Annotated in this window: 22 protein-coding genes; 14 read left to right on the top strand and 8 right to left on the bottom strand. The window is 73.3% G+C overall.

Annotated elements, in window-relative coordinates; all coding sequences use genetic code 11:
- Nucleotides 1-253 precede the first annotated feature (253 nt).
- From ACZ60B_RS33305 to ACZ60B_RS33295, 3 genes are all read left to right on the top strand, one after another.
- A complete protein-coding gene (locus tag ACZ60B_RS33305) occupies nucleotides 254-925 on the top strand; it encodes a HEAT repeat domain-containing protein (RefSeq protein ID WP_469393681.1) in 672 nt (223 codons plus the stop codon).
- Nucleotides 926-928: 3 nt separating this feature from the next.
- Nucleotides 929-1,933: a HEAT repeat domain-containing protein gene (locus ACZ60B_RS33300; protein WP_469393679.1), complete on the top strand. Its 1,005-nt coding sequence runs from the start codon at nucleotides 929-931 to the stop codon at nucleotides 1,931-1,933.
- A gap of 117 nt (nucleotides 1,934-2,050) precedes the next feature.
- On the top strand, nucleotides 2,051-2,251 hold the full coding sequence (locus tag ACZ60B_RS33295; RefSeq protein WP_469393677.1) for a hypothetical protein: 201 nt from the start codon (nucleotides 2,051-2,053) through the stop codon (nucleotides 2,249-2,251).
- 53 nt (nucleotides 2,252-2,304) lie between these two features.
- On the opposite strand, the gene ACZ60B_RS33290 is transcribed toward ACZ60B_RS33295, so the two are convergent.
- Both ACZ60B_RS33290 and ACZ60B_RS33285 read right to left on the bottom strand, forming a co-directional pair.
- The gene (locus tag ACZ60B_RS33290; protein WP_469393675.1) at nucleotides 2,305-3,498 is read right to left on the bottom strand and encodes an MFS transporter; all 1,194 of its coding nucleotides are present in this window, start codon (nucleotides 3,496-3,498) and stop codon (nucleotides 2,305-2,307) included.
- The gene (locus tag ACZ60B_RS33285) at nucleotides 3,495-4,040 is read right to left on the bottom strand and encodes a Chromate resistance protein ChrB (RefSeq protein ID WP_469393673.1); all 546 of its coding nucleotides are present in this window, start codon (nucleotides 4,038-4,040) and stop codon (nucleotides 3,495-3,497) included. Before ACZ60B_RS33285 ends, ACZ60B_RS33290 begins: the two co-directional genes overlap by 4 nt.
- Before the next feature lie 150 nt (nucleotides 4,041-4,190).
- Here ACZ60B_RS33285 and ACZ60B_RS33280 point away from each other — a divergent pair, with 150 nt between their 5' ends.
- Nucleotides 4,191-6,053, top strand: coding sequence for a hypothetical protein (locus ACZ60B_RS33280; RefSeq protein ID WP_469393671.1), 1,863 nt, complete (start codon nucleotides 4,191-4,193; stop codon nucleotides 6,051-6,053).
- Nucleotides 6,054-6,168: 115 nt separating this feature from the next.
- On the opposite strand, the gene ACZ60B_RS33275 is transcribed toward ACZ60B_RS33280, so the two are convergent.
- Nucleotides 6,169-6,810: a PepSY domain-containing protein gene (locus ACZ60B_RS33275; RefSeq protein ID WP_469393669.1), complete on the bottom strand. Its 642-nt coding sequence runs from the start codon at nucleotides 6,808-6,810 to the stop codon at nucleotides 6,169-6,171.
- Nucleotides 6,811-6,955: 145 nt separating this feature from the next.
- Here ACZ60B_RS33275 and ACZ60B_RS33270 point away from each other — a divergent pair, with 145 nt between their 5' ends.
- Nucleotides 6,956-7,618 (top strand): response regulator transcription factor, encoded by a 663-nt coding sequence (locus tag ACZ60B_RS33270; RefSeq protein ID WP_469393667.1) that lies wholly within the window; start codon nucleotides 6,956-6,958, stop codon nucleotides 7,616-7,618.
- A complete protein-coding gene (locus tag ACZ60B_RS33265) occupies nucleotides 7,615-9,321 on the top strand; it encodes a sensor histidine kinase (RefSeq protein WP_469393665.1) in 1,707 nt (568 codons plus the stop codon). Before ACZ60B_RS33270 ends, ACZ60B_RS33265 begins: the two co-directional genes overlap by 4 nt.
- A 53-nt stretch (nucleotides 9,322-9,374) precedes the next feature.
- Here ACZ60B_RS33265 and ACZ60B_RS33260 read toward each other — a convergent pair whose 3' ends face one another.
- Both ACZ60B_RS33260 and ACZ60B_RS33255 read right to left on the bottom strand, forming a co-directional pair.
- Nucleotides 9,375-10,736, bottom strand: coding sequence for a hypothetical protein (locus ACZ60B_RS33260; RefSeq protein ID WP_469393663.1), 1,362 nt, complete (start codon nucleotides 10,734-10,736; stop codon nucleotides 9,375-9,377).
- Between the two features lie 77 nt (nucleotides 10,737-10,813).
- Nucleotides 10,814-12,205, bottom strand: coding sequence for an SMI1/KNR4 family protein (locus ACZ60B_RS33255; RefSeq protein WP_469393661.1), 1,392 nt, complete (start codon nucleotides 12,203-12,205; stop codon nucleotides 10,814-10,816).
- Between the two features lie 249 nt (nucleotides 12,206-12,454).
- On the opposite strand from ACZ60B_RS33255, the gene ACZ60B_RS33250 reads away from it, so the two are divergent.
- Complete coding sequence (locus tag ACZ60B_RS33250) at nucleotides 12,455-14,317, top strand: glycoside hydrolase family 76 protein (protein WP_469393659.1); 1,863 nt, start codon at nucleotides 12,455-12,457, stop codon at nucleotides 14,315-14,317.
- Between the two features lie 98 nt (nucleotides 14,318-14,415).
- On the opposite strand, the gene icmF is transcribed toward ACZ60B_RS33250, so the two are convergent.
- From icmF to ACZ60B_RS33235, 3 genes are all read right to left on the bottom strand, one after another.
- Nucleotides 14,416-17,667 carry a fused isobutyryl-CoA mutase/GTPase IcmF gene (gene icmF / locus ACZ60B_RS33245; RefSeq protein WP_469393655.1) on the bottom strand — a complete coding sequence of 1,084 codons (3,252 nt, stop codon included), beginning with the start codon at nucleotides 17,665-17,667 and terminating at the stop codon, nucleotides 14,416-14,418.
- Between the two features lie 327 nt (nucleotides 17,668-17,994).
- Nucleotides 17,995-18,405, bottom strand: a complete 411-nt coding sequence (locus ACZ60B_RS33240) for an SRPBCC family protein (protein WP_469393653.1) — start codon at nucleotides 18,403-18,405, stop codon at nucleotides 17,995-17,997.
- Complete coding sequence (locus ACZ60B_RS33235) at nucleotides 18,402-18,716, bottom strand: ArsR/SmtB family transcription factor (protein ID WP_469393651.1); 315 nt, start codon at nucleotides 18,714-18,716, stop codon at nucleotides 18,402-18,404. The genes ACZ60B_RS33240 and ACZ60B_RS33235 overlap by 4 nt, the downstream gene beginning before the upstream one ends.
- Nucleotides 18,717-19,068: 352 nt before the next feature.
- Between ACZ60B_RS33235 and ACZ60B_RS33230 the strand changes: the two genes are divergently transcribed.
- From ACZ60B_RS33230 to ACZ60B_RS33200, 7 genes are all read left to right on the top strand, one after another.
- On the top strand, nucleotides 19,069-19,557 hold the full coding sequence (locus ACZ60B_RS33230) for a sortase (protein ID WP_469393649.1): 489 nt from the start codon (nucleotides 19,069-19,071) through the stop codon (nucleotides 19,555-19,557).
- Between the two features lie 51 nt (nucleotides 19,558-19,608).
- On the top strand, nucleotides 19,609-20,319 hold the full coding sequence (locus tag ACZ60B_RS33225; RefSeq protein ID WP_469393647.1) for a class F sortase: 711 nt from the start codon (nucleotides 19,609-19,611) through the stop codon (nucleotides 20,317-20,319).
- Between the two features lie 144 nt (nucleotides 20,320-20,463).
- Nucleotides 20,464-21,081 carry a TOPRIM nucleotidyl transferase/hydrolase domain-containing protein gene (locus tag ACZ60B_RS33220; protein WP_469393645.1) on the top strand — a complete coding sequence of 206 codons (618 nt, stop codon included), beginning with the start codon at nucleotides 20,464-20,466 and terminating at the stop codon, nucleotides 21,079-21,081.
- Between the two features lie 99 nt (nucleotides 21,082-21,180).
- Nucleotides 21,181-21,321 carry a hypothetical protein gene (locus tag ACZ60B_RS33215; protein ID WP_469393643.1) on the top strand — a complete coding sequence of 47 codons (141 nt, stop codon included), beginning with the start codon at nucleotides 21,181-21,183 and terminating at the stop codon, nucleotides 21,319-21,321.
- Between the two features lie 237 nt (nucleotides 21,322-21,558).
- The gene (locus ACZ60B_RS33210) at nucleotides 21,559-23,127 is read left to right on the top strand and encodes a nuclease/transposase family protein (RefSeq protein WP_469393641.1); all 1,569 of its coding nucleotides are present in this window, start codon (nucleotides 21,559-21,561) and stop codon (nucleotides 23,125-23,127) included.
- 182 nt (nucleotides 23,128-23,309) lie between these two features.
- Nucleotides 23,310-24,281: an RNA polymerase subunit sigma-70 gene (locus ACZ60B_RS33205; RefSeq protein ID WP_469393638.1), complete on the top strand. Its 972-nt coding sequence runs from the start codon at nucleotides 23,310-23,312 to the stop codon at nucleotides 24,279-24,281.
- 57 nt (nucleotides 24,282-24,338) lie between these two features.
- Nucleotides 24,339-24,896, top strand: a complete 558-nt coding sequence (locus tag ACZ60B_RS33200) for a dihydrofolate reductase family protein (RefSeq protein ID WP_469393636.1) — start codon at nucleotides 24,339-24,341, stop codon at nucleotides 24,894-24,896.
- Nucleotides 24,897-24,918 lie beyond the last annotated feature (22 nt).

The following is a 24,918-nucleotide window of genomic DNA, read 5'->3' as shown; positions in this document are numbered from 1 at the left end:
TACGGGCGGCGGGTGACGGCCCGCGGACGGCGGGTGACGGGCGGCGGACGGCGGGTGACGGGCGGCGGGTGACGGCCCGCGGACGGCGGGTGACGGCCCGCGGACGGCGGGTGACGGGCGGCGGGTGACGGCCCGCGGACGGCGGGTGACGGGCGGCGGGTGACGGCCCGCGGGCGGCGGCAGCCCGTGGCGCGGCCGTCCTTGACCTTGACATCGTGACAAGGTCTTCACTGTGGCCAGGGAGGTGGTCCCGATGACCATGGCGAAACAGGGAACGGACGGGTCCCGAGCGCTCCGGGGGCTGGAGGACGGCCGCTCGTCGGTGCGGCTGCGGGCGGCGCTGGAGATCGGCACGAGCCCGGACCCCCGGTCCGTCGACAAGCTCGTCGAACGCTGCGCGACCGAGCCCGAGTTCCATGTGCGCGAGATGCTGACCTGGGCGCTCACCCGGCACCCGGCGTCGAGCACGGTCCCGGCACTGCTCGGCGAACTCCGCTCGCCACGGGCACAGGCACGCGGCCAGGCGCTGCACACCCTGTCCAAGATCGGCGACCCTCGGGCGTGGCCGGCGATCACCCGGGCGCTGCTGTCCGACGCCGACGACGAGGTGGCCCGCAGCGCATGGCGGGCCGCGGTCGCGCTCGTCCCCGAGGGCGAGGAGGCGGAGTTGGCCGGAGCGCTGGCGACGCAGCTCGGGCGCGGCGGACGCGAGACGCAGTTGAGCCTCAGCCGGGCGCTGATCGCGCTCGGCGAGACGATGCTCCCTGCCCTGCGCGCCGCGGACGCGGACCCCGACCCCCGCGTGCGTCGGCACGCGCGCGCCACGGAACGGCTGGCGCGCGACCCGGACGCCGGTTTCGAGTTCGCGATCGAGGAGGCGAAGCGCGTCGCGGTCCTCGGCGCGAACGGCCAGGAGGGAACGTAGGCCGTGTTGATCGGTGACGTGGCACGACGGTCCGGGGTCAGCGCCCGGATGCTCAGGCACTACGACTCGCTCGGCCTGGTGCGCCCCACGGGGCGCAGCCGGGCCGGCTATCGCGAGTACTCCGACGACGACATCCGGCGCATCTTCCACATCGAGAGCCTGCGGTCGCTGGGACTGTCGCTGCGCGAGGTCGGGCGCGCGCTGGACGATCCCGGCTTCCGGCCCGCGGAGCTCGTGGACGACCTCATCCGCCAGACGCGAGAACGCATCGCGGCGGAGACGGCGCTGCTCACCCGGCTGCGGCGGCTCGACGCCGCGGAGCCGGCCGGCTGGGAGGAGGCCCTTCAGATCGTCGCCCTCCTCCAGGCGCTGGCGTCGGAGAGCGCCGGGAAGCGCCAGCGCGCGGCCCTGTCCTCGGCGGCGGAGGTTCCGGTGCCGGTGGAGGCGCTGGTCGAGGCGGTGTTGAGCGAGACGGACCCGAATGTCGCCGGAGCCCTGCGCTGGGCCCTGGCGCGAGCGGAAGCCGACGCGTCGGCGCTGCTGGCGGAAGGCCTCGACGCACCGGAGGCAGCGGTGCGCGAACGTGCCGTCCAGGCCCTCGCGGAGCTTCCGGACGCCGAGTCGACCGCCCTGCTGCGGGACGCCCTCGGCGGCTCGGACCTCGTGGTCCGCAGGCACGCGGCTCTGGCGCTCGGGACACGCGGAGTGGCCGAGGCCGTTCCGACGCTGGTCGACATGGCCGTCGAGGGGGCGAACGACGTCGACGCGGCCGACGCGCTGGGCGTGCTGGCCGCCCGGCCCGCGCTGGCCGACCGGATCGCCACCGCGCTCGTGGACCGCCTCGCCCACGGCGCCCTCGAACCCGCCGCCCGCCGCCGGCTGACCCAGGCGCTCGCGGACATCCCCGGGAGTACGGCGTCACGGGCCCTGACCGGTCTCACCGAGGACGAGGACCGTGGCGTCGCCCTCACCGCCGCGTACGTCCTCACCCTGCGCGACGCACGCTGACGGCCGCTTTCCCGGCGCCGGTGCGGGCGGGGCCCACGCCGGGGGACGGTGACGACGAGGTCCGGGTCCGGGTCGCCCACCTGCGCGTTGCCGGGCCGGAAGGGGCAGGATGGCCCCATGGCACGGCGGATCCCGCCCCCGTCCGAGTCCTGGCGCCGCATCGACGGCCGGCCGGCGGCACCCGCGGCCTCCGACTTCGTACGTCTGGAGCCACCGGCGACACCGGACGAGCCGCGGCGGGCGGAGGAAGCACTCGGCACCCCGTTGCCCGGTGATCTCGCCGACTCCCTGCGGTGCCACGACGGCGTGACCGGCTGAGGGACCGGCCCGGATCGCCGGAGCGGTCCGGGCCGTCGTGACCCGCCGAGAGGTCAGCGCGGTGGTCGGGCGGTGCGGGACCGTCCGGCCGCGGCGGACAGCGGACCGAGGGCCAGCAGCACCGCCAGGGCGGCGAAGCCGCCGGTGAGGGAGGTGACGGTGGCGACGGAGGCCACCAGCAGCGGGCCTCCGGCGTCGCCGAGTTCCCGGCCGAGTTCGGCTGCTCCCATGGTCTGGCCCATCCGCTCCTCGGGGGTGCCGGTGGCCAGCGCGGCGAAGCCGATCGGGGTGATCAGCCCGGTACCCGCTCCGATGACCACGGCCGCGGTCAGGACGCCGGTCAGGCCCGGCAGCGTCGCGCAGAGCAGTCCCGCCGCGGTGATCGCGATTCCGGCGGTGAGCCCGGTACGGGTGGTCAGGCGCCCGGCGTCCACGGCGCGTCCGGCCCAGGGCTGGACGACGGCCGCGCAGGCGGCCAGGACGGAGACGGCCGCGCCGGTCGCCACGGTGCCGAGACCGGCCGCGGCTCCCGAGACGGGCAGGAACCCGACGCCGACCGACAGCGCGGCCGTGGCGGCGGCCAGGGCCGCGGTGGGGGCGAGGAACCTGCCGTCGCCGAGCCTGTGGGCCAGGTCGGCGAGGGTCTGGCGCCGCTTGGGCAGCGGTGGCACGACGGGCACGAGCAGCACGGCCCACAGCGCGACGGCCGCGGCGAGGACGGCTGTCACGGTGAACAGCAGTCGCAGACCGCCGGCCCACACCAGCGCACCGCCGAGCAGGGGGCCGAGGGTGTAGCCGAGGGACTTGCAGAAGCCGTAACTGCCGAACGCACGACCCCGTTTGGCGGCCGGGTGGAGACGGGCAACCAGCGCGGAGGCGGCCGGGGAGAACGCGGACGCGGCGGCGCCCTGCCCCAGGCGGGCGGCCCACAGCCAGCCGGGGCTGTCGGCGACCGCGTACACGGCGGAGGCGGCGGCGAAGAAGACCAGGCCGCCGAGGAGAACGGGCTTGGCACCGATCCGGTCGGCCAACGACCCGAAGACCGGCTTGAGTACGACCTCGGCGCCGTCGTACAGGGCGAGCAGACCGCCGAGGACGAGCAGGGAGGTCACCGCGTCGTCGGACAGGCCGCCGAGGTTGGCGGCGACGGCGTGCGCGCCGAAGGCGGTGGTGAACCCGGCGGCGTACAACGGCCGGACGGCCCGTCGGACCGCGGGGGTGAGGTCGGCGCGGGACGTGGTGCTCAAGGCCGGCTCCCCGGGTTGCGGTGCAGGGCGGCGAAGACGCGTTCGGCGTAGTCCTCGCAGACCGCGACGCACCGCTTGAGACGTTCGGCCGCCCGGGGGGCCTCGGGCGCGCCGAAGACGTCACGCGCCGTCAGGTCGCGGTGCCAGCGCCGCAGCCGTTCCAGGCTCTGTTCCTCCTCCTCCAGTTCGGCGAGGGTGAACTTGGCGATACGGATCTCCTTGGCGATCTCCTGCTCGAACTTGTCGCAGTCGGCGAGGAACTCGGCCCAGTCGGCGCTGCGCGCGGTCGTGAACATCGCCTCGAAGCCGGCCGCGTCCTCGGGTGCGCGTCCGGTCGCGTGGAGGGCCATGGCCTGGCCGCCCGCGGCGTTCGTCAACCGGACGGCGCGCTCCATGCCGTCGGCGAACGCGGGCACGTCCGGCACGGCCCAGACGCCCTGGCCCAGGGAGAGGGCGCCGGCCTTGCGCAGTTCCCGCCAGACCGCCACGCGGTGCCGGGAGGGCTCGGCGGGCAGTCTGACGACCAGGACCAGCCATCGCATCCGAGGATCATTCGCTGTCACAGCACCGAATGTAGCAGGCGTTACATTCGCTTCCGGTGGCGATAGGGGGAGGTGGCACGGTTCCTCGCCGGGGCCTGTCAGTGGTGATCGGTACGGTCGGCGCATCCGATCCCGTGAGGAGCGCCGACCATGAGGTCACCGGCCGAGCTGGACCGCGTCCGGTGGCACGACCTGACCCACGCCTACGGCCCCGCCGCCGACGTGCCGGAACTGATCAGGGCGCTCTACCACGACGACGAGGAGTCGGCCGACGAGGCGATCGGTGAGCTGTACGGCACCATCCACCACCAGGGCACGGTCTACCCGGCCTCGGCACCGGCCGTCCCCTTCCTCGCCCACGCCGTCCTGCACGCCCCGGGCAGGCGCGACGAGCTGCTGATGCTGCTCGCCGTCCTCGCCGACCACGACCCGACGGCCGTCGACTCGCCGCACTGGCCCGGCAGTCCTACCGCAGCGATCTGCGCCGAGCTCTGCCGGGTGCTCCCGGACCTGCTGCCCTGCCTCGGCGACACCGAACGGGCCGTGCGCCGGGCGGCGATCCGGACGGTCGCGGCCGTGGCCGACCTGATCCCGGCGGAACCGCGCGCCGACGTCGTGGAGCGGCTCGACACGCTGTACGCCGACGACCCCGTCCCGGCGGTGCGGGCCGACGCGCTGGTCGCCCTCGCCCGGTTCGGCCGGGAGCCGGCGGCCCTCGACCACCCGCTGCCCCAGGTCAGGCTGGCGGCGGCCCTGCTCGGCATGGAGCGGTCCGTGCCGCCGTACGCGGCGGAGCTGGTGGAGGTCGTCGCCGAGGACGGCGCCGGGACCGCACCGGGGGACGACTTCCCGTGGTCGGACACCAGCACCCAGGAGGCGCGGCTCACCCGGCTGCTCACCCGGGACCCGGACAGCTGCCTCGCGGTGGCCGCCCGCTGGATAGCGGCCGGGGACCATGCGTCGCACGGCTCATGGCTGGCTCAGGACATCGCCGAGCGGTGGCGCGACCGCGAGAGCGAGGTGCTGGACCTGCTGCTGGCCGCCCTCGCGCACCAGAAGGACGCCCGCGCCCTCACCGGTCGGCTCCGTTCCGTCGCCGCCTGGATCGGCTTCCTGCCCGAGCCCGGCGCCGACCTCAGGAACACCCTGCACCGGTACGCCGTCACCGACGAGGAGACCGCCGAGCCCGCGCTCCTCGCCCTGACGCGGTCACGCGACCCCCGGGCCCTGGAACTGGTGCTGCGCCGGCCCGGCGCCCGGCCGCTCGCGGCGGCGGCACGGCACTTTCCCGACGCGGCCGACCGGCTGATCCCCGTGATCCGCCGTGAGCTGGCGGCGGGCGCGACCGGCAACGCGGGCATCGCGCTGGTCGAGGCGCTGGCGCCGTTCGGTGCCGCGGCCCGTCGAGCCGAGCCCGAACTCGTCGACTGCCTGCGCACCGGCCGGGCGGCCGTCGTCGCCGCCCGCCGGCTCGGACACAACGGCGTACGGACCCGGGAGATCACCGACCTGCTGCACGACGCCACGCGGGGCACCGACCCCTCCCTGACCAGCGCGGCCGCCGTGGCCCACCACCAGCTGACCGGTGACCTCGACACGGTCCTTCGCGTCTTCGAACCGCTGCTCCCGGGCCCGGGCCAGACCCACTGGTACCTGAGCCGTCTGGAACCGATGGGCAGCGCCGCCGCTCCGCTTCTGCCGTCGATCGAGCCGCTGCTGGACGCCGAGCGGGAGTGGACCCGGATGGCGGCCGCGGAGGCCCATCACCGGATCACCGGGTCCCCGGACCGCGCCGTCCCCGTCCTCGTCGGGCTGATCGGCGCCACGCCGGTCGGGCTCGGTGCCCTCAAGGCGCTCGCCGCCACCGGCCGGGTCCCGGAGGAGCTCCGCCCGACCCTGCGTTCCTTCGCCGACTCCCCGCGCCGCCTGCTCGGCGACTCGCGTCTGGCGGAGGAAGGGCATCCGGACGCGGAACTCCGCTCCGTGGCACGGACGCTGCTCGCCACGCGCTGACCGGCACGGACGTCACCCGCCGCGGACCGACCCGCACGGACGTCGCCCGCCGCGGACCGGCGTCGGGACCACCGTCGGGCCGCGGGTCGGCGGCCCGACGCCTCGGCCCCTTCCGTCAGTCGTCGTCGCCGCCGTGACCGCCGTGACCGCCGTGGCCCCGGTCGCGGCCGCCGTCGTCACCGCCGTGGTCGTCACCCGCGTTCAGGTGGTCGTCCCCGCCGACGTGGACACCGTGATCGTCACCCGGGAGGTCGTCGCCCACGCCCGTGGAGCCTCCGCGGTCGTCACCCGGGGCGTCGTCCTGTCCGCGGGTTCCGCGCCCGCGGTCGTCCCCTGCCCCGTCGCGCCCACCGCGGTCGTCGGCTCCGGTGTGCGTGCCGTGGTCGTCACCCGCGCGGTCGTCGCCGCCGCGCCGGTCCAGGACGACGGCGCCGGTACGGACGTCCACCCGCACTTCACGGCGGACCTGGTCGGCGCCGACGAGGTGGACCTCCCAGAAACCCGGGTGGTCGTCGTCGAGTTCGACCCTGACGACGGTGCCCGGGTACGCCTCGCGCGCGGCGGCCGCCGCCTGGGCGGCCGTCAGGGACGCCGACGACGGTGACGCCGTGGGCGCCGGCGAGGCGGCGGCGGACGGCCGGTCCTCGGGACCGCCGCCGTGCCGGTCGGTGCCGCCCGTGGCGAGCGCCGAGTACCCGCCGCCGCCGATGAGTACGGCGGTCACGAGGGCGGTGGCGATGGTCGCGGTGCGCTTCATGTCGAGCCTCCCCGGCCGGACGGCTGCCCGGCCTGTGTGTCGTCTGTGTCCTGCTGTTTGATGACGTCAATGTGCCTGGGGGAAGCTGAAGGGCACCTGAAGCCACCTGAAGATCCCTTCAGGTTCCGTCTGGGAGGCTGGGGACATGCGCCTGTTGATCGTGGAGGACGAGAAGCGGCTCGCGCTCTCGTTGGCGAAGGGCCTGCGGGCCGAGGGCTTCGCCGTGGACGTCGTCCACGACGGCAACGAGGGCCTGCGGCTGGCCGCCGAGGGCGTCCACGATCTGGTGGTGCTCGACATCATGCTGCCGGGCCTCAACGGCTATCGCGTCTGCGCGGCCCTGCGCGCGGCGGGCCACGACGTGCCGATCCTGATGCTCACGGCCAAGGACGGCGAGTACGACGAGGCGGAAGGCCTGGACACCGGTGCCGACGACTACCTGACGAAGCCGTTCTCGTACGTCGTGCTGGTGGCGCGGGTGAAGGCGCTGCTGCGCCGCCGCGGCTCCGCCGGCGCGTCGCCGATCCTGCGCGTCGGGAGCCTCGTCGTCGACACGGCAGCCCGCCGGGTGTGCCGGGACGAGACGGAAGTGACGCTCACCGCGAAGGAGTTCGCCGTGCTGGAACAGCTCGCGACACGGGCCGGACAGGTGGTCGGCAAACCCGAGATCCTGGAGCACGTCTGGGACTTCGCCTACGACGGCGACCCGAACATCGTCGAGGTGTACGTCAGCACGCTGCGCCGCAAGCTCGGCACGGACACGATCCAGACCGTGCGCGGCGCCGGCTACCGGATGGCGGCCTCGTGAAGCGGCGGCCGTTCGGTTCCGTGAAGGCCACGATGGTGCTGTGGGCCACCGCCGTGGTGACGGTCGCGCTGGTGGCCGCCGGGATCGCGGTGCTCATGTCGCTGCGCACGAACCTCACCGGGCAGGCGCAGAGCGAGGCCAACGACACGGCCCGCAGGATCGCCCTCGGGGTCGCCACCTGGCGTGGGGGCGACGCCCGGCTGACGCTGCCGGAGGGTGCGCGGGAGGGAATCCCGGTGCAGGTCACGGACGAGGGCGGCCGTCTGCTGGCCGTCGGCGGGGGGCTGGAGAGCATCAGCGGCACCGGCGTGACGGCCGTACGCGTGCCACGGAGCGCCGCCTCCCCCACCCCTGCCCCGTCCTCGTCGCCGTCCCCGTCCGTCTCCCCCGCGTCGGCCCCGAACCCCGCCACCCAACTCGGCACCGGAACGGTCGACGACCACGGCCGCGGCCGGGACAGAAACCGCGGCGGCGACGACGGCCCGACCGACGGCGCGTCGGGCAGCGGCGGTTCGGACGACCACGGCACGGACGACGACCACGGCTCGGACGACCGCGGTACCGACGACCGCGGCTCCGTCGGCGGCTCGACGCCCCAGGCGGACGACCCGGCCATCGGGACCATCGGCGACACCGTCCAGGAGGGCTCCGGGCACGCGGTGGTCGACGGGCGCAGCGCCCCGTACCGGTTCGCCACCGTCAAGGCCACGGACCTCGGCGGCCGGACGGTGCTCGTCCACGCGGGCGCCTCACTGGCGGCCCGCGAGAGCGCCGTGCGCAGCGCCGCGGTGGCGATGCTGGCGGGACTGCCGCTGGTGCTGCTGGTCGTCGGCGGCGTGACCTGGCTGGTGACCCGGCGCGCTCTGGCCCCCGTGGAGGGCATCCGGCGGGAGATGGCGGCGATCACCGCCTCGGAGGACCTCTCCCGGCGCGTACCGGAACCCGCCTCGCACGACGAGGTGGCCCGCCTGGCCCGCACCACCAACGAGACGCTCACCGCGCTGGAGGCCGCCGTCGACCGGCAGCGCCGCTTCGTCGCCGACGCCTCCCACGAACTGCGCAGCCCCATCGCCTCGCTGCGCACCCAGCTCGAAGTCGGCTCGGCGCACCCGCAGTTGCTGGACGTCCCCGGCGCGGTCAAGGACACCGAGCGGTTGCAGCACCTGGCGGCCGATCTGCTGCTGCTCGCCCGGCTCGACGCCGGTGAGCGGCCGGGGCAGGGCCGGGTCGACCTGGGCGAGCTGGTCCGCGAGGAGCTGGGGCGCCGCCCCGCCGACCGTACCCCGGTGGCCCTCCACGCCGACGAGGAACTCCAGGTGGCGGGTTCGCGCGGTCAGTTGGCCCGGGTGATCGGCAACCTCCTGGACAACGCCCAGCGGCACGCGCGCGCCGAGGTCGTCGTGCGCGTCACGGCCCGGGGCGACCGGATCGTCCTCACGGTCGCGGACGACGGCAGCGGTGTACCGGCCGCCGAACGTGAGCGGATCTTCGAGCGGTTCGTACGACTGGACGACGCGCGCGCCCGCGACGACGGCGGCGCGGGACTGGGCCTGGCCATCGCCCGCGACGTGGCACGCCGCCACGGCGGCACGCTCACCGCGACCGATTCGCCCTCCGGAGGCGCCCGGTTCGAACTGACCCTGCCCGCGACACCCGCCCCCACCCCCGCGCACACGACTGCGAAGCACGCCCAGGAGTCCTGACGCGGCCGACGGTCGGCGCGGCACGGCGCGACCATGGTCGGCCTCCTCATCCGTCATAGATCGGCATCGGCGAGGATGCGGTGCATCCGGGCCGACGGCAGGGCGGAGTTGGCGGCAGCGGCGTCGACGACCTCGGGGTCCGGGTCCGACAGCAGCCGCTCCAGCAGCGCGTCCGTCACCTTGGGGTGGCGGGCCGCCCCCCGGCGAAGAGAGGACTCGGCAGCCTCGGCGAGTCGCTGAAGGTCCGCCACGGGCAGTTCCGGGTCCTGGAGGGCGACGTACCGGACGTCCGGGTTCGGCTCGTCGACGAACGTACGCAGCGCGTGACGGGGGAAGTTGGGGTGGTCGACGAGCAGCGGCCGGGCATGGAAGACGTCGCCGTCCGCGCGGACCAGCCGTTCCAGCACCTCCGGCGGGGTGTCCGGCCGCCGGGCGGCGGCCTGGCGGACCCTGAGTTCCGGGTCGGCGTCCAGCCGCCGCCATGCCTCTTCCGGCAGATCACGACAGGTGGCCAGTACATGTCGAAATGCCGTGAACGGCGAGTCCAGACAGGCGATCCGCTCGTCGAGGGGTACTTCGCGCAACCACTCCGGCTCGGTGGAGCTCCGGTTCAGAGCAACTTCGGCGGCGGTGCTGCCCGCCGCGCGCTGGGTTTCCACGAGCGCGTACAGGCGGTGCCGCGTCGCGTCGTCGACGTGACGGCTCTGCGCCACCGCGACCCGCACCTGTGGGTCCTCGACGTCCGACAGCCGGGCGACCATCTCCGCCGACAGGTGCGGGTTTCCGGCGACGGCCCGGTGGACCCGCTCGTCCTCGCTCCGCATGAGTCGTGCGAACTGGTCCGGGGTGAGCGGGACGTAGCCCGCCACGTTGGCGCGCACGGCCGGGTCGGCGAGGCACCGGTCCCGCCACTCCGGCGGCACACCCGGCCGCCGGTGAAAGGTGGCGGCTGCGCGAACCGCGGGATCCGGGTCGGCGAGCAGTCCCACCTGCACGGCGAGAGGCCGGTCGTGCCAGGCCCGCGCGACCGCGGCGCGCAGCTTCGCGCCCGGCGCGCCGACGAGGGCTGTCCGGGGCAGGCCGTACGCCTCCTCCAGGGCGGTGATGCCGATCCCCGCCCCGCAGTCCACCATGTCGCGGACGAAGTTCACGAACGCGTCACGGATCGCCGGAACGGGATGCCCGGCGATCCTGCGACGTATCGCCGGAGAGATCCGGTCCCCGTGAAGTCGCAGAGCGATGCTGTCGTCGCCGTGCGCCAGCAGGGCCTCGGCGACGGCGTCCTCCAGTCGGCCGCGACGCAGTGACAGCCCGTGCCGGCCCGCCCGGTGCGCGGCCAGACGCACCAGGACGTGCTCAGGGGCCGCCGGATTCCGTCCCAGGCCGGACAGTTGTGGGTGATGGAGGCTCGTCATGCGCCTATCGTGCACGTCGCGGCGGCGTCCGTACCGGTCGATTCAGCGGTCGGACCTCCCCTCGGCCCTCGCGGTGTTCACAGTTCGCCTTCGAGGACGGTCTGGATGATCGGGGGCCGGTTCCAGAGGGTCAGGATCTCGTTGACCAGGGTCACGATCGGCTGGGGGTCCCGGTCGCCGTGCACGATGACGGCGGCGGCCGACAGGCTTCGCGGGACGGCTCCCGCGTCGAGGAGGACGCGCCATTCGTCCGGACCGAGTTCCAGGAACTCCAGTCCGGTGAGGCCGGCGATCTCCAGAGGGTCGGCGAGGGTGCCGGGGTAGGCGCTGAGGGTCCGCAGACGGGGCAGTCCGACGACCGGGGCGAGACTGAGCGGCGGATCCTCCCACACGCCGATGGACAGGACCTCCAGGCCCGGGTGGACGGCGGCCTCGATGCTCGGCAGGCGGCGGATGTTGACGTACGCCACCGGCGACGGCCGGTCTCCGCCCGAGCGCCCGCGCCGTTCGCCGGGCCGGTTCGTCACCAGGTCGGTCAACGAGTCCGCGACCAGGGCGGCCCCGGTGTACTCCTCATGGCTGAGGATGACGACCTGCCCCAGAAGTCCGGCCGGGCCGGGGGTGAGGTCGACGGCCAGCCGGTCGCCACCGCCGGTGTCCCCGAAGGCGATCCAGCCGGGTGAGCCGACCACGCCCTGCACCGCGGCGTCGGGTGGGGTGTCGACCGCCTTCATCGCCGCGAAGCGCCACGGACAGGGGCGGGACTCCGCGTCGGCGATGTAGAGGTCGTCCAGGCCGAAGAGCTCGCAGCCGACCGCCGTCCAGTGACGTGTCGCGGCCTCGTAGTCGTCGCCCCAGTCCTCCCAACGGGACCGGGTCACCCGGTAGATCGCCTTGAGCTCCTCGGACAGCGTCACGCCGAGGCGTGCCTCCGCGGCGGCGATCTCCGCCTCCGTCGCGCCGATGGCGTCGGGCAGCCGCTCACGGAGCGTCCGTTCCAGCAGTTCCGGGTCCGCCGAGGGGGACGGCACCGCCCCGGGCGCCGGATCGGGCAGGCAGCGCCACGGCTGCGGGACGGCGCCCTCGACCAGCAGGAGCGTCCCCGGGTGCGGAGTGCCGATGCCGGACTCCACGGCGGGGCTGGGCGCGCGCAGGCGGAGCACGGTCCTCCCGCTCGGCGATATCGTCGCCGTGAACGCGATCTCCTCGACACCGGCGTCCGCGAGCACCGACCGCACCCGCTCCGCCGCCTCCCACTCGTCCCGGACGTCCTCGACCTGGGCGGCGCGACCGGGCGTCGGCATCGGGCGCCGCAGCGGCAGACTCCAGCCGTGCCTGCCGATGCTTCCCGCCACGCGGCCGGTACGTGCGGCCTGCCCGTCGGCGTGGTTGTCCCGCAGCAGCCGCAGCACGGGCGCCCAGGTCCCGAAGTCGTTCAGCGAGTGCGGCGGAATGCCTCGATCAACCATGCGCACACCGTACGGGGAGCCACTGACACCGAAGGCGGCTGCCGGTCCTGCGCCCCCGGTCGACCGTGACTCATGTCCTGAACCGGCCTGTCCCGGAGGCCTGTCGAGGGAATTGACAGGGACTTGCCACGCCGGTTCACTGCCAGGAAGGCAGGTACGGACCGGACTCGGCCCCCGTCCGGCTCGTCGAGGGCCGTCGGCCGGGACCGCCGAGCGGCATCCCCCAGCGTGAGAGCGAGGCGAGTTCCGGTGTCCTTGCGCAGCGCCGACATCGTTGTCGGATCGCGGTTCCTCGACTTCCTGGTGACGGCCGTCCTCGCGTGCGCTGCGCTCGTCCCGGCGACCGCGCCCGCGGCCGCCGCCACCCAGGTGTGCGTTCTGTCCTGCGACACGCTGGACCCCTCGTCGGCCCGGCAGGAGAGCTTTCCGGTGCCGGACAAGAACCTCAACGGCCGCCGCCTGGAACTGCACGTCTCCGACGCGGACGACATGGCGTGGGCCAGCATCGACGACGGCGTCACCGGCGACTCGGTGTGGCTGGACCGCTCCTGGGACGGCGGCGCCACCTGGGAGGGGTTGCTCGGCAAGGCCTCGATACCGGGGACCTGGACCGGCACCAGAACGCTGATGTACAACCTCACCGACCCTCGCGGCCACCGCCGCGGGCTGGTCCGGGCCTGCGGCGACGCCGCCGTCGTCGGCTGCACGGACTGGGTCTACCCCACCGTCTGCGACGTGCTCTGCGACCGCACCGACGCCGCCCGGGCGGCCGGCGACGACCAGCCCGTGCCGTCCACCACGCTCTACGGCCGCACCATCCGGCTGCACCTCGACCAGAGGAACTCCATGGCGTGGGCGAGCGTCGGATCCGGGGCCGGCGGCGACGAGATCTGGCTGGACCGTTCCTGGGACGGCGGTTCGACCTGGCCGGACGGCTCCTCGCTCGGCCGCACCGCCGTCCCGGGCGGTGCCACCGGCACCCGTACGGTCATGTACGCCACCCGCGACCCGCGCGGCCTGCTGTACGGCGGTGCGGTACGCGCCTGCGGCCGTGCGACCGGACACCAGGAGGGCAGCTGCACCACATGGGCCAGGCCCGCACCGACCAGGCTCCGCGCCGCCGCCGACGCGCTGATGTCCGCGTACGACCCCTACAACGGCTGGTGGCCGAGCAGTTGGTGGAACTCCGCGGCCACGCTCACCGCCCTCGTCGACTTCGCCAGGACCACCGGCACCCACGACTACGACTGGGTCGTGGCCCGCACCTACGCGCGGAACAAGGGCGTCTTCGCCGCCGGCGTGCGCAGTTCGGACGCGATCGAGGGCCACTTCATCAGCCGTTCCGTCGACGACTCGGGCTGGTGGGCCATCGCCTGGATCGACGCCTACGACTACACCGGCGACTCCCGCTACCTCGACGAGGCCGTCACCATCGCCGGGTACGTCCAGCAGTACTGGGACCCCGGCACGTGCGGAGGCGGGGTGTGGTGGGACCGGGAACGCACCTACAAGAACGCGGTGACGAACGGCCAGTACCTCTGGCTGACCACCGCGCTGCACCAGCGCCTCCCGGGCGACACGGTATGGCTCCAGCGGGCCAGGACCGCCGCCGCCTGGTACCGGTCGAGCGGGCTGATCGCCTCCTCGGGTCTGGTGAACGACGGGCTGACCGCCTCCTGCGCCAACAACGGCGGCACCGTGTGGAGTTACAACCAGGGACTGGCCGTCGGCGCGTTCACCGAACTGTGGCGGACGACCGGGGACGGTTCACTGCTGACCACCGCGCGGACCTTGGCCGACGCCGCCATCAGCAGCCCGGCGCTGACCCGCGACGGGGTGCTCACCGAGTCCTGCGACCTCGGCCCGGCGTCCTGCGACGACAACCAGAAGCAGTTCAAGGGCGTCTTCATGCGCAACTTCGCCGACCTCGCGCAGGCCACCGGCTCCAGCGCCTACCGGGGTTACGTCCAGAAGCAGGCGGACACACTGTGGGACCGGGACCGCAGCGCCCTCAACTCCCTCGGTGAACGCTGGGCCGGCACTCCCCCCAACCAGACCGACTGGCGTACCCAGGCGGGCGCGCTCGCGGCGCTCACCGCCGCGGCGGGCTGACGGCCGGCCCCGGGAGCCGCACCCACGCGCGCGACGCACGGCGACACAGCGCCGACGGCCGCCCCGCACGGTGCGGGGCGGCCGTCGGCGGCAGCGGGTCAGACGTTGCGCCGGTACTGGCCGCCGACCTCGAAGAAGGCCTCGGTGACCTGCTGGAGCGAGCACACGCGGGCGGCGTCCATGAGCACCTCGAACACGTTGCGCCCGGTGGTGGCCGCCTCCTTGAGCGCGGCGATGGCGGCCTGCGCCGGGTCGCGGTGCCGGTCCTGGAAGTCGACGACGCGCTCCAGCTGGGACTGCTTCTCGGCCTCCGTGGCCCGGGCGAGTTCGACCGTGGTGGTGCTCTCGCCGGCGGCGCGCGGGTTGCGGAAGGTGTTGACGCCGATGACGGGCAGCGTGCCGTCGTGCTTGCGCTGCTCGTAGAGCATGGACTCGTCCTGGATGCGGCCGCGCTGGTAGCCGGTCTCCATCGCGCCGAGCACGCCACCGCGTTCGCTGATCCGCTCGAACTCGGCGAGGACCGCCGCCTCGACCAGGTCGGTGAGCTCGTCGATGACGAACGAGCCCTGGAGCGGGTTCTCGTTCATGGCGAGCCCCCACTCCCGGTTGATGATGAGCTGGATGGCCAGCGCGCGCCGGACGGAGTCCTCGGACGGTGTGGTCACCGCCTCGTCGTAGGCGTTGGTGTGCAGGCTGTTGCAGTTGTCGTAGATGGCGATGAGCGCCTGGAGCGTGGTGCGGATGTCGTTGAAGTCCATCTCCTGGGCGTGCAGCGAGCGGCCCGAGGTCTGGACGTGGTACTTGAGCTTCTGGCTGCGCTCGTTCGCGCCGTAGCGCTCGCGCATCGCGACCGCCCAGATCCGGCGTGCCACCCGGCCCAGGACCGAGTACTCCGGGTCCATGCCGTTGGAGAAGAAGAAGGACAGGTTGGGGGCGAAGTCGTCGATGTCCATGCCCCGGGCCAGGTAGGCCTCGACGTAGGTGAAGCCGTTGGCCAGGGTGAACGCCAGCTGGCTGATGGGGTTCGCCCCCGCCTCGGCTATGTGGTAGCCGGAGATGGACACCGAGTAGAAGTTGCGCACCTGGTTGTCGATGAACCACTCCTGGATGTCGGCCATCATCCGCAGGCTGAACTCGGTGGAGAACAGGCAGGTGTTCTGGCCCTGGTCCTCCTTGAGGATGTCCGCCTGGACGGTGCCGCGCACGGTCGCCAGCGTGCGGGCACGGACCTCGGACGCCTCCTGCTCGGACGGCTCGCGGCCCTGTTCGGCGCGGAACGCGTCCAGTTGCTGGTCGATCGCGGTGTTGAGGAAGAACGCCAGGATGGTCGGGGCCGGACCGTTGATGGTCATGGACACCGAGGTGGTGGGCGCGACCAGGTCGAAGCCCGCGTAGAGCGCCTTCATGTCCTCCAGGGTGGCCACCGACACCCCGGACGTGCCGACCTTGCCGTAGACGTCGGGCCGCTCGCCGGGGTCCCGGCCGTACAGGGTCACCGAGTCGAAGGCCGTGGACAGCCGGGTCGCCCGGCTGTCCTTGGAGAGGTAGTGGAAGCGCCGGTTGGTGCGCTGCGGGTCGCCCTCGCCCGCGAACATCCGGGCCGGGTCCTCGCCCTCGCGCTTGAACGGGAAGACGCCCGCGGTGAACGGGAAGTACCCGGGCAGGTTCTCCCGGCGCAGGAAGCCCAGCAGGTCCCCGGCGTCGGAGTAGCGCGGCAGCGCCACCCGGCGCACCCGGCTCCCGGACAGCGACTCGCGGGTCAGCGCGGTGCGCAGCTCGCGTTCGCGCACGCTGACCACCAGTTCGTCGCCGGAGTACGCCTCCTTGGTCGCCGGCCACCGCTCCAGCAGCGTCCGCGCCTCCGGCGCCAGCCGGTGCCGCGCCTGCTCCAGCAGCCCCTGCACATCCGCCACCGGCAGCCCGGCCGCGCTCAACTGCTCACACACCGAGTCCAGTTGCTGGACGCGACGTGCCTGCTCGGCCCAGCTCTGCGTCTCGTCGTGATAGCGGCGCACGGTCTCGGCCGTCTCGGCCAGGTAGCGCACGCGGCTCGCCGGCACGATCTGCGCCGCGCCGCTGGAGTGACGTACCGTCACCGCGGGCAGCGCGCCCTCGGCCGTCGCCAGGCCGCGGTCGGCCAGCCGGTCCCGGAGCTGCTGGTAGAGAGCGGTCACACCGTCGTCGTTGAACGTGGCGGCGCTGGTGCCGAAGACCGGCATGTCCTCGGGGCGCGACCCGAACGCCTCGCGGTTGCGCACCAGTTGACGGCCGACGTCGCGCAGGGCGTCGGCCGCGCCGCGCCGCTCGAACTTGTTGATCGCGACCACGTCGGCGAAGTCCAGCATGTCGATCTTCTCGAGCTGGGAGGCGGCACCGAACTCGGGCGTCATGACGTACAGCGAGACGTCGACGTACGGAACGATCGCCGCGTCGCCCTGGCCGATGCCCGGCGTCTCCACGATCACCAGGTCGTACCCGGCCGCCTTGCACGCGCCGATGACGTCCGACAGCGCCTCCGGCACCTCGCGGACTCCCCGGGTGGCCAGGGACCGGAAGTAGATCCGGTCGCCGTCCAGGCTGTTCATCCGGATCCGGTCGCCCAGCAGCGCTCCGCCGCCGCGCCGCCGGCTCGGGTCCACCGCCAGCACCGCCACCCGGAGCCGGTCGTGCTGGTCGGTGCGCAGCCTGCGGACCAGTTCGTCGGTCAGCGACGACTTGCCCGAGCCGCCGGTGCCGGTGATGCCCAGCACCGGAACGCTGCGTGCCGCCGCGGCCTCGCGCAGCACCGCCAGATCCGCCTCCGGAACGTATCCGCCCTCCAGGCCGCTGATCATGCGGGCCAGCGCGTGGCGGTCACCGGCCAGCACGGCGGACAGCTCACTCGGCGCCTGGCGCCACAGCGCGGTGTCGCACTCCTCGATGATCGAGTTGATCATCCCGGCGAGTCCGAGGCGCTGTCCGTCCTCCGGGGAGAAGATCCGGACCCCGGACCGGGAGAGCCGGGCGATCTCCTCGGGGACGATGACGCCCCCGCCGCCGCCGAACACCCGCACATGGCCCGCGCCCGCCTCGCCCAGCAGCTTCACCAGGTACTCGAAGTACTCGATGTGGCCGCCCTGGTACGAGGAGACGGCCACGCCGTGCGCGTCCTCCTCCAGAGCGGCGTCCACCACTTCCTGCACGGACCGGTTGTGCCCCAGGTGGATCACCTCGGCACCCTGGGCCTGGAGAATCCGCCGCATGATGTTGATGGCCGCGTCATGGCCGTCGAACAGCGCCGACGCGGTGACGAAGCGGACAGGGTGCTTGGCCCGGTACAGCGGAGATGCAACCGGCTCGGCTATGGACACATGCCCTCCTGAGGAAACTGCAACGCCTGGGTGCGGCGTCCCGGGGCCGCGCGGGCACACGGACACACGAGTAGGCCAAGAATCACCATACGTATAACTACTAGGACTTCCAAGTAAATGCCGATCGCGGTCCACGGGCAAGGGTGGCCAGGATCCTGTGACTCACATCACCACAGAAGGGGCACCGTTGCGACAGACGCGGACGGCAGACGGAAACAGGCCCTCCCGCACCGCGCTGGTCAGGTACACGGTTCGGCAGGGCCCGGATCACCAAGCTAGCGGTGCCGGGCCCGTCATCGCTCGAGACACGCCCGGCGGGACGCGGGGTCAGGCGGTCTCGCCCAGAACGGTGTCGAGGCGGGTCAGGACGTGGGGCCAGCCCCTGCCCATACCGTCGTACGCCTGTCGGCCCATCGGGGAGTCGAGATCGAAGCCCGCGTGGGTCAGGACCAGCCGCGTGCCCTCGCCTTCCGGCCGCAGCTCCCAGGTGACGGTGGTGTCGAGCACGCCCTCGGCGAACCGGTAGGCCAGCAGCCGCTGGTCGTCGACCTCGGTCACCTCGCAGGGCTGGAGACCGAAGTCGCCCATGTCGAGGGTGAAGCGGTGCCCGACGACGGGTTTGACGTCGCCGGCCGCCCACCAACGGGCGTGCAGGTCCGGGTCGGTCAGCGCCCTCCACACCTTCGCCGGGGGGTGGGGCAGGAACTTCTCGCACGTGATCGTGTCGTTCTCGGTCATGTGTCGTCTTCCTCGTCCAGAAGATCGGCGAGCGCTTCCAGGCGCTGCTGCCAATACTGTTCAAACGGGTGCAGCCACTCACCCACCTCGACCAGCCGGTCCGCCTGGAGGTGGTAGAAGCGGTGCCGGCCGCGCGGCTCCTCGCGCACCAGTCCGGCGCCACGCAGTACCGCGAGGTGCTCGGAGACCGCGGGCCTGCCGAGCTCGAACATCCCGGCCAGCTCGCTCGCGGAGCACGGCCCTTCCCGCAGCCTTTCGAGCAGTCTGCGTCGCACCGGATTGGCCAGGACGGCGAACACGTCGGTCGGCATGCCTCAACGTTACGTCGGAAATCTCCGACGCGTCAATGCGCGCCCCGGCATCGCGCCCGGCACGGCGGAACTCGTCGTGGGACGCGCGACGAGGGCGCACGCCCATGCGCGAGGTCGGCGACGGAGGCCGTTAGCCCATCCGCCGCCCCGCGGGCGTACCCGCCTCGCGCCGGCCCGTGCTCCGGCGACCTGCGCAAACGGATCCTCGAGCGCCGCGGCTTCGTCTGTCCGGGCGAAGCGCACACCGACGGTTGCTGTTGCGAAGCTGACGGGGTATCGATTTCCTCGTCCGTAGAGCCCCACCGGGGCACCGCACACACAGGCCGGTCCCTTGCACTTCTGGAGGATTCCCATGCGAAACAACCCCGTTGGCGTCGGTATCGGCCTGCTCATCGGTGTCCTGGCTCTGGCGAGTCCGGCCGTCGCCGACTCGAACGGCTCCAGCCTCCGCATCACGGGCGACACCTCCCCGGGCTCCACGGTCACCGTCACCGCCAAGGGCTGCGCCCCGGGCGAGACCTTCGGCAAGGGCGAGTCGAAGGCGGCCGGATCGTTCCAGCTCTTCGAGGGCGACCAAGAGGGCGAACTCACCGGCGAGTTCACGATCCCCGACGGGCAGGATCTCGGCACCGACACCATCACCGTGAAGTGCCCGCCACGGACCATGATCACGGATACCTACGAGATCGGCGGCCGGGAGCCGAACGGCGCCGTCGCGGCCGGCTTCGGAGAGGTCGAGGACAACCCTGCGCAACTGGCCGTGGGTGGTGCGCTGGTCGCCGCGGCCGGCGCCGGATATCTGGTCAGGATGCGCCGCCGTCCGCACGGCGCCCGCGCCTGACCCCCCGCCCCGCCGCATCGACCCGGCAGCGCAGCCGCGAGGACCGCGGGAATGAACCGCATCCGGCCGCAGTCGAGAAACCGGACCGGTACGGGACTCCGGCGCAAGACCAGCGCACCCTCGCGCCGGTTCGTCCCCCCGGCCACGATTCTGGCCCTGGCGCTGGTGACCGGCAGCGTGCTGGTCATCAGCGCCCTGAACCACGAGCAGGCACCGCCGGAGCCGTCCGCCGAGCAGGCCTTCGCCCCGCCGGAGGCGGGCGGCACCGCCTCGGCGGCGCCCCCCGCCGTACCGCCGCTGCCCCGCGCGGAGCCCGTCCGGATCCGCATTCCCGCCATCCACGTGAACGCCCCCATGACCAAGCTGCACCTCGACAAGGCCGGGGTGCTGCGGCCGCCACCGGCCAACGACGCCCACCTCGCCGGCTGGTACAGCGAGGGCGTGGCACCGGGTTCGCGGGGCACGGCCGTGACCGTGGGTCATGTGGACACGCCCGCCGGCGACCTCGGCGTCTTCTACCAGCTCGGCGCCCTCACCAAGGGCGAGACGATCGAGGTCAACCGCGCGGACCGGCGCACGGCCGTCTTCACCGTCGACGCCGTGGAGGTCTACGACAAGGACAGGTTCCCCGCCAAGAAGGTCTACGACCGCTCCGAGCGGCCCGAACTCCGCCTGATCACCTGCGCCGGATACGTCAGGGGCGCCGGGTACCAGCGGAACGTCGTGGTCTACGCGACGCTCAGCGGGGCGAAGCGCTCGTAGCTCCGAGAGCTCCGGACAGGAGGGGGGCCCGCCTGCCGGGCCCCCTCCTGTCCGGAGCTCTGTGCCCCCGGGCCGCACGGCGAGCCGTCGGGGGCCGCCGGATAATCCCGTGCCGTGCCGCCGCCGGAGGGGCAGACTCCCACCATGGCGGAGATGGTGGCGTTCCGGGACGCGGTGGGCGGCTGGGCGACCGGCGGCCCCGGCGGGCCGGCGACCGATCTGGCGGTGCGCCTCGGGATACGGACGGCGGTGCTGCTGGAGGGGGCGAGCGACCTCGCGGCCGTGGAGGCACTGGCCGTCCGGCGCGGTCGTGACCTGGCCGCCGAGGGGGTGTGCGCCGTGCCGATGGGCGGCGCGATGAACGTCGGCCGTTACGCGGCCCTCCTCGGACCGCCCGGCCTCGGCCTGCGGCTGACCGGACTGTGCGACGAGGGCGAGCAGGGCTTCTACGAGCGCGGCCTGGAGCGGGCGGGGGCACCGCACGCGAACTTCTTCGTGTGCGTGAGCGACCTGGAGGACGAGCTGATCCGCGCGCTGGGCACGGCGCGGGTCGAGGAGATCGTCCGCGTCGAGGGCGACCTGCGCGCCTGGCAGACCTTCCGGCACCAGCCCGCGCACCACGGGCGGCCCCGGCACGCGCAGTTGCGGCGCTTCCTCGGCACGAAGAAGGGCCGCAAGATCCGCTACGGCCGCCTCCTGGTCGAGGCGCTCGCCCCCGGCCAGGTGCCGGCCCCGCTCGACGACCTCCTCACGAGCCTGTGACCCGGTGACCGCGGCACACCGCGGGATCGGCGGCCGTCGTACGCGGGATCGTACGAGCCGACCGGTCCCTGCCTCCGCCGACGCCAACCGGTTCATGTCATGTACGTGGACGACTCCAGGATCACCCGTAACCCGTCCCAGCCGGCCACCGGCATCGAGACGCTGGGCAAGCCCTTCGTCATCGGCAGCACCCAGTTCGCCGAGGCGTTCGGCCAGGGGTTCGGAGTTGCTGCCGTTTGATCATGGACGAGTGAGCTTTCGTGAGCATGGGTGAGCGGCTGGCGGCGTGTGGCGGGTGCTGTGGGTGGGAACGGGGGTTTGTCGGTCGAATGCGTGACGTTTTCGGGTGGGGTTCGTCGAGCGGGGTGGCTGGAGTGGTGCGGCGTTGGGCGGGCGGGAGTGGGTGGGTTGCGGGAGGTGGCGGCGTCGTTCGTAGTACCCGGTCCCACGGGGGCTGCGGTCCGGGCCAGGCTGCGGGTGTCGCGGGCGGACGTGGCGGTGCTGGCCGAGGTCGGGGTGTTCCTCGGCTCGCTCGCCGCAGGTGATCTCGCCTCGCGTGTCCGGCAGGGGGCGGAGCATGATCCGGTCACCTGGGCGGTGCGCAAACGGGAGCTGACCGGCGTCTCGTCCGCCAGGTGGGCGGGCAGTATCACCAAGGCCACGCATGACCAGTGGGCGCTGTCCCGGCGCGGGCAGGCGACCGAGCCGGGGTGGCTGCGCGGGCAGATCGCGTCGATCACCGCGCGGCCGGCCCGGCCGCTGGGGGCCAAGGCGGACCGGCGGGCGGGACTGGCCCGCGGCTACGGCTCTCGGGCGAAGTGGCATGCCAAGTCCCGCCGCCTGCACACCTTGCGGGACCGACTGGCGAAGGCGGAAGCGGATTGGGCGGCCGGTCGGGTGCACGTGGTGCGCGGCGGCAAACGCCTCGCCCATCTGCGCCACCACCTCGACCAGGCCGGCCTGAGCAAGGACGTGTGGCGGGAGCGGTGGCGGGCCGCGCGGATGTTCCTGAGCGCCGACGGGGAGTCCGGCAAACGCTTCGGCAACGAGACCATCCGCGTCACCGACACCGGACAGCTCACCCTCAAACTCCCGGCCGCGCTGGCACATCTGGCCAACGCCCCGCACGGCCGCTACCTCCTCAACGCGACCGTCACCTTCACCCACCGCAGCCGGGAATGGCTCGGCCGGATCACCGCCGACCGGGCCGTCGCGTACCGCATCCACCACGATGTGGTGCGGGGCCGCTGGTATGTGACCGCCTCCTGGCAACACACCACCCCCGCGCCCATCCCCGTGCTGCCGCTCCATGCGGCGCTGGCACAAGGTGTGGTCGGCGTCGACATGAACGACGACCACCTCGCCGCCTGGCGCCTGGACGTCCACGGCAACCCGGTCGGCGAGCCCCGCCGCTTCTTCTACGACCTCACGGGTACGGCCGCGCACCGGGACGCGCAGATCCGGCACGCGCTGACCCGCCTGCTGCACCACACCCGTACTACCGGGGCGGCGGCGATCGCCGTCGAAGATCTGGACTTCACCGACGGCAGCAGCCGGGAGAAGCACGGCCGCAACAAGCGTTTCCGTCGGTTGATCTACCGTTTCCCCACCGCGAGACTCAGGGCGCGGCTGGTGTCGATGGCCGCCGAGCAGGAGATTGCGGTGGTGGCGGTCGATCCGGCCTACACCTCCCGGTGGGGTGCCCAGCACTGGCAGAAGCCCCTGACCAGCAACATTCGTAAGGTTTCCCGGCACGATGCCGCGAGCATCGCGATCGGGCGACGCGCCCTCGGACATCCCATTCGGCGTCGGACGGCACCGCCCCCTGCTCACCGGAGCGATGAGCAGGGGCATCGGACCGCCCAGGCCGGACCGGAAACCCGAGGGCGTGAGGGACCCTGCCCCCGCCTTCCCGGACCACGGACGAGATCCGTGCCGCCCGGCTGCGGAGCGAAAGCGGGCGACCAGCGTGCCCAACACCGTTCGGGGCACACGGCTGAGCAACCACAGTCCTGGAGACAGGACCCACTCCCGCTCGGTCTTTAGGAACGGTTCTACGGCTGGATCGGGGACACCCGCATCGTCGACCGCGCCCTCGCCCCGGCCGACTTCATGCTTCCCGGCAATTAGCCCTCCGCGCCGCCCGAGGACCGGGTGCCCGAGGAACGTCGTACGGCCGCGTGCCCTCGCGACCGGGCACCTGGTCCTCTCCCCCACGGCATCGCGCCGTGCACGCCGCGCCCGTGCGGCATGATGCCCGGATGGAGTACGAACCGTACCGGGGCGAGTTGCTGACGTACTGCTACCGCATGCTCGGTTCGTTCCACGAGGCCGAGGACCTGGTGCAGGAGACCCTGCTGCGCGCCTGGAAGGCCCGCGACCGGTACGACCCGGCGCGGGCCTCCGTGCGCACCTGGCTGTACCGGATCGCGACCAACGTGTGCCTGACCGCGCTGGAGGGACGCGGGCGGCGTCCGCTGCCGTCCGGGCTGGAGGCGCCGAGCGACGATCCGGGTGCACCGCTCGCACCGGCGCCCGACGTCCCCTGGCTGGAGCCGTTCCCCGACGCGCGGTTCGACGTGGACGTACGGGCCGACCTGCGGCTGGCCTGGGTGGCGGCCGTGCAGTGCCTGCCCGCGCGGCAGCGCGCCGTGCTCGTGCTGCGCGAGGTGCTGGAATTCTCCGCCGCCGAGGTCGCCGGGCAGCTGGGGACCACGGTCGCGGCGGTCAACAGCGCGCTGCAACGCGCCCGCGCCGCCCTCGCCGACGCGGGCGATCCCGGGGAGCTGCCCGAGCCCGGCGACAGCGGGGCACGCGCGGCGGTCCGCAAGTACATGAGGGCTTTCGAGGCGGCCGACGTGCCCGCGCTGGTGCGGCTGCTGGCCGACGACGTGGTCCTGGAGATGCCGCCGGTTCCGCTGTGGTACCGGGGCAGCCGGGCGTACGGCCTGTTCATGGAGCGCGTGTTCCGGATGCGCGGACCGGGCTGGCGCACACGGGAGCTCACCGCCAACGGACAGCCCGCGCTCGCCGCGTACGCGCCGCGGCCCGACGGCGGTCACGAGCTGCACACGCTCCAGGTGTTCACCGTCACCGCCGGGCGCGTCGCACACAACGTAGTGTTCGCCGACCCACGCGTCCTCAGCGCCTTCGGCCTGCCGTCCGGGATCTCCGTCGAACTGTTCCGCCGGGAGCGATGAGTCGGGGCGGTGCCGCCGGTATGTACCGGTGAGCACTCAACCGAAGGGAACCTCGTCATGAGCGTCGTCGTCATCGAGTTCACCACCCTGGACGGGATCGTCTCCGACCCGGACGGATCGGCCGGCACCCCGCTGGGCGGCTGGGCCTTCCGGCACGGTCCGGAAGCGGTCGCCGGGGACAAGTTCCGGCTCGGGAGCACCCTGGACGACGGGGTCCTGCTGCTCGGACGCGGGACCTGGCAGCTGTTCTCCCGGCTGTGGCCGAACCGCGACGACCCGTTCTCCCGGCGCATGAACGCCGTACCGAAGCTGGTCGTCACCCGCACCCTGACCGATGCGTCGGCCTGGGCCAACTCCCGGATCCTTTCCGGCGACCTCCTCGACGCCGTCAAGCGCGAGCGGCGCGACGTGGTCGTCGCCGGCAGCCTGGGCGTCGTACGGCAGCTGATGGCCGAGGACCTCGTCGACGAGTACCGGCTGCTGACCTTCCCCACCGTCCTGGGAGCCGGCCACCGCCTGTTCCCGGCCGACACCCCGCCCACGGAACTGCGCTGCCTGTCCGCGGAGCAGACCGGCGCCGCCGTACTCACCCGCTACCGAAGGCCTTCCCGCTGACGGCCCCCGCGAGGTCGTCGTC

It is taken from the genome of Streptomyces sp. NPDC104096 (assembly GCF_055584385.1).
Note: the sequence above shows the minus strand (reverse complement) of the source record. Positions and strands in the feature narration are given on the sequence as shown.